This window comes from Sphaerospermopsis sp. FACHB-1094 (assembly GCF_014696195.1).
In the GTDB taxonomy this organism is placed as follows: domain Bacteria; phylum Cyanobacteriota; class Cyanobacteriia; order Cyanobacteriales; family Nostocaceae; genus Sphaerospermopsis; species Sphaerospermopsis kisseleviana.
Genome location: NZ_JACJPT010000163.1, coordinates 1 through 8,484 on the forward strand (window position 1 = coordinate 1; position 8,484 = coordinate 8,484).

Sequence of the window (8,484 nt, forward strand, 5' to 3'; positions counted from 1 at the left end):
AGTAACTATCTCTAGCCCTGATGATTACGTCAAGTCTGGCTGAAATGAGAACATCCTCAAAGCCATACACAGACTGCCTTTTTAATTTTCGGACAGGTCTAAGGTATTGCGGATTTGGTGGCGAGAACTGATTTTGGACAAATTTATGACATCAAATCTATTGCTGAGGAATTTACTAAAGCTTTAGAAGCTGAATTAGATTTTACAAGAGAAGCCGGTTATACAGACCAACTGCGGCGCAATTTATCCCAAGGTCGTTGGTATGATCCCACGCAAATTGTAGTTGCAGAAATTTATTGGCATTTGACTACAGAAAAATTATTAGTGATGGAATGGTTGAATGGTGTTCCGCTTTTAACAGCAGATTTAAATCCCGAAAATGCTCAAGATTCTATTGTTAAACGGAAAGGAATTACTACTTTATTATTTAGAGTATTTTTTCAACAATTATATATTGATGGCTTTTTTCATGCTGATCCCCATCCTGGCAATTTATTTTATCTGACGGATGGGCGTGTTGCTCTTTTAGATTGTGGCATGGTGGGTAGACTTGATCCCCGCACTCAACAAATTCTTACAGAAATGTTATTAGCAATTGTTGATTTGGATGCTCAAAGGTGCGCTCAGTTAACTTTACAACTTTCTGATTCTGCTCAACCTGTGATTTTATCTCGCTTAGAAAATGATTATGATCGAATGTTGCGAAAGTATTATAATGTCAGTTTAACTGAGATCAATTTTAGTCAAATAATTTATGAAATTTTACAAGTTGCTCGTAATAATAAAATTCGCTTACCCAGTAATATGGGTTTATATGCCAAAACTTTAGCAAATTTAGAAGGGGTAGCGCGTACCTTTAACCCAGAAGTTAATTTATTTGATGAAATTCAACCATTAATCACTGACTTGTTTCGTCGTCAGTTATTAGGAGATAGTCCGGTTCGTTCTCTTTTACGGACTGCTTTAGATATTAAAAGTCTCTCTTTACAATCTCCCCGGCAAATTGAACTATTATTAGACAGAGTAACATCAGAAACTCTACAATGGAATTTATCATTAAGAGGATTAGACGGTGTGCGCCGAACAATGGATGATGCAGCCAACCGTCTTTCTTTTAGTATTTTAGTAGGTTCTCTAATAATGGGAGCAGCAATTATTTCTAGTAAAGCTCAAACTTCTCAATTATCTTTTCTGAGCAGCTTGTTATTTGCTGCTGCTAGTTTATTAGGTTTATGGTTAATTATTAGTATTTTACGTTCAGGGCGTTTAAAGTAATTTATCTAAAGTGAGCGACATCGGACTGAAAATTGTGAATTTTTTAGGACTTACGCAAAAACTCTCCGACACTCCTATTCCTCAGTCCAGTCAGACTCCAAATTGAATAGACTCAAGTGTACTTCATTAGACATCTCCACAATAGAATGTATTAATTTGTCATAAGTTGTAGAGGCGAAGTATTTGGGCGATAATTTAACGGAAAAATCAGACATCTAAATAAGCTGTTACACAGCTAAATTGTATAATCCTAATATTCTGAACTCTTGTTTAACAGGCAAGATGCCTGTTCCACTTATACAAATTAAATGCACAACAGCTTATCCCAAATGCTTCGCCCTGCCCCCATAAATAAGTTCCATAATTTCTTTTCTGGAGATGTCTATTAGACTGGGAAACGCTATATTAGTAGTATGCAGCAACCAAAAAGCCGAAAGAATACAATATATAAAATACAAGGAAATAATTTTTTATGTCAATAATTATAGCAGAAAAACTTTGTAAATCCTATCCAGTCGCCATTAAAGAGTCAGGAATTATTGGGACAATTAACCACTTTTTTCGCCGTAAATATCGTAATATTAACGCGGTTCAAGATGTTACCTTTACCATCGAACCAGGGGAAGTAGTCGGTTTTTTAGGACCTAACGGTGCTGGTAAAACCACAACTTTAAAAATGCTGACCGGTTTAATTCATCCTTCTAGTGGCCAAGTTCAAGTTGCTGGTTTAACTCCCTTTCGTCGTCAAGAAGCATTCCTACAAAAAATCACCCTAGTCATGGGACAAAAACAGCAATTACTATGGGACTTACCAGCAATAGATTCCTTAAAAATTAACGCCGCAGTTTACAACATTTCTGATAAGGAATTTCATCGACGAGTTGGTGAATTAACAGAAATGTTATCACTAGGAGGTAAACTAAATCAACCCGTCAGAAAACTTTCATTAGGTGAAAGAATGAAAGCAGAACTATTAGCCGCACTTTTACATCGTCCCCAAGTTTTATTTTTAGACGAACCAACTTTAGGACTAGATGTAAATGCTCAAGTAGGAGTGCGTGACTTTTTACGAGAATACAATCAACTTTATCAAGCAACAGTATTATTAACAAGCCATTACATGGCAGATATTACCGCTTTGTGTCAACGAGTGCTATTAATTCACCAAGGAAAATTAATGTATGATGGTAGCTTAGATAGACTCTTAGAAAAATTCGCACCCTATCGAGAAATTGATGTAGAATTATCCCAACCATTACCAGCGGAAAAATTAACTTCTTATGGTGATATTCAACTTTTAGAAGGGAGAAAAGTTAAATTTATAGTTGAAAGAGAAGCACTGACTCGCACCGTTTCAAAAATTTTAGCTGATTTAGACATTATTGATTTAACAGTCACAGAACCACCAATAGAAGAAGTAATTGGTAGAGTTTTTCAAGCAGGTTTTGTTTAATAGCTGACAGGTGACAGTTTAATCAGGAATAGTTAATAAGAAAATTTGAGTAAAATATCTATGAAAAAACCTTTAAAAAAAATCCAAACCTTGCTCACTGTATATTATGCCTATATGGTAGAATATCGCTCAGAACTCATATTATGGGTATTATCTGGTTCTTTACCAATTATTCTCATGGGAGTCTGGATAAAAGCCGCCGCAGGAGGAAATTTTAGTTTAAATTCATTAGATTTTGCCCGTTACTTTTTCGCAGTTTTTCTGGCTAGACAACTGACAGTTGTTTGGGTGATTTTTGAATTTGAAAAACAAGTAGTAGAAGGTAAACTTTCACCTCGCTTATTACAACCCATAGATCCAGTATTTCATCATCTCGCTGGACATATTTCTGAAAGATTTGCTCGACTTCCTTTTGTATTTCTATTAATAGGATTCTTTTTTATCTTATATCCCCAAGCTTTTTGGATACCGACTTTACCTAACTTATTGTTATTTATCTTAGCTGCATTGCTGGCTTTTGCGTTAAGATTTTTAATTCAATATACCTTAGCAATGTTAGCATTTTGGACAGAAAGAGCTACAGCTTTAGAAACCTTTTGGTTTTTATTTTTTCTGTTTTTATCAGGTATGATTGCACCTTTAGAAGTTTTTCCCGAAGCAGTGCGAAATATTGCCATGATGACACCATTTCCTTATTTAATTAATTTCCCTGCTAGTATTTTAGTAGGTTTACCTGTAGATTTAACCAGAGGATTTTTATCAATTATAGCTTGGTTTATGATCTTTTTAGGTGCAAATCGCTTGTTATGGCGTGCAGGTTTAAAGCGTTATTCGGGAATGGGAGCATGAAAAATTGAAAATTGAAAATTGAAAATTGAAAATTGAAAATTGAAAGTTAGCTAATAAGTTTTTTGGTGCTAATATCTGCTTTTTTGACCATAAGTTTTATCAGATTTATTTACCGCAGAGGTGCAGAGAACGCAGAGTAAGAAAGATTATAAATTACTAGGAATTGTTTTAAATTTATCTGCTGCACCTAGTGAATAATCTTCTAGTTTAAAATCCGCAAAGGGTTTTTTCTCTAATCTATCTCTGAGTGCTTCATCTAATATTACTCCCTCGTCTTGTTTTTTGACTCCAATAATAATGATACTGCGTTGATAAGCTGTAGAATCTTGATTTGCTTGACAGTCTTTTCTCTGAAATTGTCCTAAGTTTAATAATCTATAACCTTGAACACTTGATGTATTACTAAATAATTGTTTCGCTAATAATTGAATTTGCTTTGAACGTTCTAACGCTCTACTTTGTTCTGTGTTCACATCACCTTCACAGGAAGCTGTACCTACAGAAATAATTTCACTGGGATTTTCCATTATTCTCTGTATTCCTTCTGCTTCTAACCGAGTTTTTAAAGCCTCAAGGTTAATAATTTCATCGTTATGTTTAATTTGAAAGGTGCTGCCTAGTTGCCATTTATATTCTACTGATAAAACTGCTATGTTAAATTCTGCTACTTTCCCTTGACTGTCTTTCCCTTCTTCATAAGGAAAATAATCAACTTGTCCTTTTTTAACCGGTGCTTGTCCATAGTCAGCAGGAACAACGGTAAATTTATTATTTCTGTTTGCCAGTGCTACTGTCCATAATAATAATAAGGAACATATTAAGGCGGTAAATAAGGCTAATAAGGGTAATTTTTCGGGTTGTTTTTCGGGAGGTTTAATTGTATTTTTGGTTGTGGTTGTTGGTGTGACTATTTCTGTTTTTAAACCACCTACTATATTGACTGTGGCTACGTTACTTCCTGTATATATATTTTCTAATTCTGTTAATTTATCTAGGATTTCTCTGGCATTTTCAGGACGTTTATTAAGTTCATTTGCCATTAACCAATCAATAAAATTTAATAGGTATGGGGAAACATGATTTGCTAAATGTCGCCAGTTTAAAATATCTAAATGAGCATCATATAATTGAGCAGGTTGACATCCTGTTAATAAAAATACAAAGGTGCGTCCTAATGCAAAAAAATCTGATTGGGGCAATGCTTGACCATTCATTTGTTCTCTGGGACTATAACCAGAAGAAGAAATAGATGTCATGCTGCCATTATTAGCAATATAGGTTTTTGTAATTTCTCTGGCTGTGCCAAAATCAATTAATACTAATTGTCCATCTGGACGAATCATTATATTAGATGGTTTAATATCTCTATGTAAATATTGTTGGTTATGTACTAATAATAAAATTTCGGCTAGTTGTTTTAACCAAGCTATTGCTTGACTTTCAGAAATGGGGCGGTTTTGTTGTTGTTTTAACCATTGTTCTAAATTCGGTCCTTCGATTTTTTCCATTACCATACAATGCAGGGTTAAACCTGCTCTGGTTTGATAGGTAAAATATTCTTCTGCTTGGGGAATACCAGGATGTTTTAATTGTCCTAAAACTTCTACTTCTTGTTGAAATAAAGAAACCGCTTTGCTATCGTTAGCTAATTCTTCTTTGAGGATTTTGAGAATTTTTGGTGTGTCTTGTTGGTAAGCTTCATAAACTTTACTAAACCCAGTTTTATCACTTAGTAAACGTAAAACTCGATAACGTCCTAATAATTCTAATTGAGAACCGCAACTTTGACAAAAGCGGTTTTCATCATTATCTGGGTGGTTAGGTTGAGGACAAATAGGATTTATACAGAGACTCATGATAGGTGATTGGTGATTGGTGATTGGTGATTGGTGATTGGTGATTGTTTCTGTCAACTCCAATCTAAAATCTAAAATCTAAAATTATTCTGAATCCAGACTCCTGACTCCTTCATTTTTGTCTTGCTAAAAATTCGGCGACAGTTTGATTAAATTCTGCTGGTTTGGTTAGAAATGGCCAATGATTTCCAGGTAATTTTTTAAAGGTGAGGTTTTTCAGGTTGGTTTTGTAGGGTTTAATTTGCCAATCTTGGCGGTTTACTCCTTTTTCTGGTTGAATAAAGAGGGCAGGTGTATCAACAGGAGTAATAAAACCTGGTACTTCTAAGACTGCATCAAAAATACCATCACGGGCAGAAATTGTAAATTTACTACCCCAAGTTCCATCGGGTTTTTGTTCTATTCCCGCTTGAAAAACTTGTTGCTGTACAGCACTCCAGTCTTGAAATTGACTTAGTTGTTTGATTTGTTGTTCCGCTTCTTCGTAACTGGTAAATGGTCCCATAGTTTTTAAGAATGGTAGAACTTTATACAACAAAGGAAAAGTTAATTTTAGTAAACTGGGCATTTTCCAGATGAAAATTGGATCTACCAAAGTGATACTTTTTAAGCGTTTTGGGTTTTGTCGCGCCCAAATAGCAGCTAGTTTACCTGTCCAAGAATGACTGACAACATGAGCAGCATTCCATCCCAGTTGTTCCATTAATGCTTCTAGGTCAGCGATCGCACTTTCAAAACTATAATCTTTCTCTGGTTTACTACTCTCACCATGACCACGCATATCTGGGGCAATTATATGGTAATCAGCCGCTAAATAATCTCCTAAACTCGACCAAACCCAAGCATTATCAGCCATACCATGTAATAACAGCAATGGGTTTTGACCTTTGTTCCATTCCAAGTAAGAGATTTCAACGTCAGATTTTGACAGTGTTTTGCGTGTAGGCATCATTTGGTAATTCATAATAAATACAGCAGGAGTCAGGAGTTACTTATTTGAGATTTTGGATTTTGGATTTTGGATTGTTTTTGTCAATTCCAATCTAAAATCTAAAATCTAAAATCTAAAATTTTCTTTCCCAGTCACCAGTCACCAGTCACTAGTCACCAGTCACCAGTCACCAGTCACCAGTCCCCAGTCACCAGTCACCAGTCACCAGTCACCAGTCACCAGTCCCCAATCAAAAAATAGAATTTTCTGAGGATCTTAAATTAAAAATACTATGCCAGAAATATACCAATCAATTGCCCAACATTACCACGAGCGTACTAAATACGACCCGGAGACATTAGCTGGGAAAAATCAGGAGTTAGACTGGGCTAAACAACCAGTGCCATTTAAAGAATACAAAATTGGCGCTGATTTTGACCTTAAACCCTATTTACAAGAAGCACCAGAGGCTTTTAACCATAATCCTGATGCTAAATGGTGGCGGAGACTTTCGCAACTGTTATTTCACAGTTATGGACTGACTGCGAAAATGCCTTCTATGGGTAGTGCAGTTTATTTTCGCTCTGCTCCCAGTGCAGGAGGTTTATACCCGGCTGAAGTATATTTAGTTTCCCGTGGTACACCTTTGTTACCTGCTGGACTTTATAACTATCAATGTCGTACTCATTCTTTAAAACAATTTTGGGAAAATGATGTTTGGACAGCTTTACAAGCAGCTTGTTTTTGGCATCCTAGTTTAGAAAATACTCAACTCGCTATTATTACTACTGCGGTTTTTTATCGTTCTGCATGGCGTTATGAAGATCGAGCTTATCGTCGCATTTTTCTTGATACTGGACATCTTTTAGGTAACATTGAATTGGCAGGTTCAATTACTGATTATCGTCCTCATTTAATTGGTGGTTTTGCAGATGAAGCTATCAATGATCTACTGTATATCGATCCAGAACAAGAAGGTGCAACTGTAGTGATGGCATTGGCAGATTTATTAGATATTAAACAAAATTTGCCTTTAGGAAAAACCGCCTTACCTTCATTAACAGAAACTAATTATCCTTCCATTCCTGATGGACAACTCTTAAAATATTTTCATGTTCACACCCAAATTAAATCTGATGAAAACAGTAAAAAAAATGTAGCCACCACCAAACCAGAAAAAACTTTAGATGATAAATATAATTTTCCTTTTTGCGACAAACTTTCTACTGTCACCACACCAATTGACTGGGGTAAAAATTTTGTAGATTTAGAAAATACTATCTATAAACGTCGTTCTACTCGCTCTTATAGTGGTGAAAAATTAACTTTTGATGAACTGAAAGCTTTACTCGATTTTACCTATCAACCACAAAATTATCTGGATCAAAATTTAGATACTGCTCCTGATTATTTTGACCTGAATTTAATTGAAACATTTATTGCTGTTTCTGGTGTTAAGGGACTAGAATCTGGCTGTTATTATTATGCACCAAAAGCCCAAGAATTAAGACAAATTCGCTTTAAGAATTTTCGTCGTGAGTTGCATTTTCTTTGTTTGGGACAGGAATTAGGACGAGATGCAGCAGCGGTAATATTTCATACTGCTGATTTAAAAACAGCTATAGGACAATATGGCGATCGCGTTTACCGTTATTTACATCTCGATGCCGGTCATTTAGGACAAAGGCTTAATCTAGCAGCGATTCGCTTGAATTTAGGAGTTAGTGGTATCGGGGGTTTCTTTGATGATCAGGTAAATGATGTTTTGGGTATTCCCGCTGATGAAGCAGTTTTATATATAACTACTTTGGGAAAACCAAGGTAAGGCAATTTTGGATTTTGGATTTTGGATTTTGGATTTTGGATTTTGGATTTTGGATTGCAAAAAATTAGATCCCCGACTTATTAAACATAATTAAACAATTGGGGATCTGAATTTTATTAAACTTCCGGTTCAACACCTAAAGCACGCAATTGGGCAATTAAACGCTCATTTTTTAGGCGTTCCTGTTCTGCTCCTTCTTCTCCACTTAACAACAAATTACCATCTAAATCCCACCAACGTAACCAAGGTAAATCTACATTTTGATATTCACTTTGCCAAATTCCTAACTCAACAC

Annotated in this window: 5 protein-coding genes and 2 pseudogenes; 4 read left to right on the plus strand and 3 right to left on the minus strand. The window is 35.4% G+C overall.

Annotated elements, in window-relative coordinates:
• Positions 1–102: 102 nt before the first annotated feature.
• From H6F47_RS25765 to H6F47_RS25775, 3 genes and pseudogenes are all read left to right on the plus strand, one after another.
• A pseudogene (locus H6F47_RS25765) lies at positions 103–1,275 on the plus strand (AarF/UbiB family protein); the annotation flags it as partial.
• A 472-nt stretch (positions 1,276–1,747) separates the two neighbouring features.
• Positions 1,748–2,728 carry an ATP-binding cassette domain-containing protein gene (locus H6F47_RS25770; protein WP_137669240.1) on the plus strand — a complete coding sequence of 327 codons (981 nt, stop codon included), beginning with the start codon at positions 1,748–1,750 and terminating at the stop codon, positions 2,726–2,728.
• Between the two features lie 60 nt (positions 2,729–2,788).
• Positions 2,789–3,577 carry an ABC-2 family transporter protein gene (locus H6F47_RS25775; protein WP_096566932.1) on the plus strand — a complete coding sequence of 263 codons (789 nt, stop codon included), beginning with the start codon at positions 2,789–2,791 and terminating at the stop codon, positions 3,575–3,577.
• 146 nt (positions 3,578–3,723) lie between these two features.
• Here H6F47_RS25775 and H6F47_RS25780 read toward each other — a convergent pair whose 3' ends face one another.
• Together H6F47_RS25780 and H6F47_RS25785 are read right to left on the minus strand one after the other, a co-directional pair.
• The gene (locus H6F47_RS25780) at positions 3,724–5,433 is read right to left on the minus strand and encodes a serine/threonine-protein kinase (RefSeq protein ID WP_137669241.1); all 1,710 of its coding nucleotides are present in this window, start codon (positions 5,431–5,433) and stop codon (positions 3,724–3,726) included.
• A 112-nt stretch (positions 5,434–5,545) separates the two neighbouring features.
• Complete coding sequence (locus tag H6F47_RS25785; protein ID WP_137669242.1) at positions 5,546–6,382, minus strand: alpha/beta hydrolase; 837 nt, start codon at positions 6,380–6,382, stop codon at positions 5,546–5,548.
• Positions 6,383–6,656: 274 nt separating this feature from the next.
• Between H6F47_RS25785 and H6F47_RS25790 the strand changes: the two genes are divergently transcribed.
• Positions 6,657–8,189, plus strand: a complete 1,533-nt coding sequence (locus H6F47_RS25790; protein WP_190651617.1) for a SagB/ThcOx family dehydrogenase — start codon at positions 6,657–6,659, stop codon at positions 8,187–8,189.
• A 116-nt stretch (positions 8,190–8,305) separates the two neighbouring features.
• Here the strand turns inward: H6F47_RS25790 and H6F47_RS28250 are convergent.
• A pseudogene (locus tag H6F47_RS28250) lies at positions 8,306–8,484 on the minus strand (Uma2 family endonuclease); the annotation flags it as partial.